The organism is Erwinia sp. PME.40.26/001 (assembly GCF_055556675.1).
Genome location: NZ_JBVHNP010000211.1, coordinates 1 through 267 on the forward strand (window position 1 = coordinate 1; position 267 = coordinate 267).

Annotated in this window: 1 protein-coding gene; it reads left to right on the forward strand. The window is 76.0% G+C overall.

Annotation, left to right across the window (positions count from 1 at the left end):
* A partial coding sequence (locus tag ACZ3HG_RS23880) for a hypothetical protein (protein WP_465334874.1) occupies positions 1 to 267 on the forward strand: 267 nt, incomplete at both ends.

Genomic DNA, 267 nt, shown 5'->3' on the forward strand with positions numbered 1-267 from the left:
CGAGGCTCCGGTGATCCTGTCCGCCTCGGCGGCGGAAGTCCTGGCGGGTGCCCTCGAGGTGGGCGGGCGCCCGGTGGTTTCCGCGGCCGTCGCCCCCGACGACGCCGTGCCGACCGCCGATCCGGCGTGGGTGCTCGTCGACGCCGCGTTCGCCGACGCCCTCGACGCGCCGGCCGATTCCGTGTGCGACCTGATCCGCGTGCAGCCCGGCGTCGACATCGCCGGCTTCGCCGCCGACCTGCGTCTCGACCGGCCGGATGCCGACAT